1 protein-coding gene is annotated in these 318 nt (G+C 64.5%); it reads right to left on the bottom strand.

Annotated elements, in window-relative coordinates; all coding sequences use genetic code 11:
- Positions 1-14 precede the first annotated feature (14 nt).
- The coding region (locus B8460_RS20170) for an IS630 family transposase (RefSeq protein ID WP_048863419.1) at positions 15-318 on the bottom strand (304 nt) is incomplete at its 5' end.

Below are 318 nucleotides of genomic sequence, written 5' to 3'. Positions count from 1 at the left end.
AGAGCAGAATCCGATCACTCTGGATTGTATCCGGCGGCTGCGAACATGTTGACGCATTCTGCGGGGGTGATGAGGTCGATCATGCGGCCGATCGCGTCCCAAAGTGCATCGACCGTGCGGGCTGCCTCCTTGCGCAGGAGCGCCTTGAGCTTGGCAAAGGCGTTCTCGATCGGATTGAAGTCGGGACTGTAGGGCGGCAGGTAGCGCAGCTCCGCCCCTGCGGCTTCGATCAGGTCCTGCACGCGCGGCCCCTTGTGGCTGGACAGGTTGTCCAAGACGACGACATCGCCGGGGCGCAGCTCCGGGACGAGCACCCGC

This window comes from Acidisphaera rubrifaciens HS-AP3 (assembly GCF_000964365.1).
GTDB lineage: Bacteria > Pseudomonadota > Alphaproteobacteria > Acetobacterales > Acetobacteraceae > Acidisphaera > Acidisphaera rubrifaciens.
Note: the sequence above shows the minus strand (reverse complement) of the source record. Positions and strands in the feature narration are given on the sequence as shown.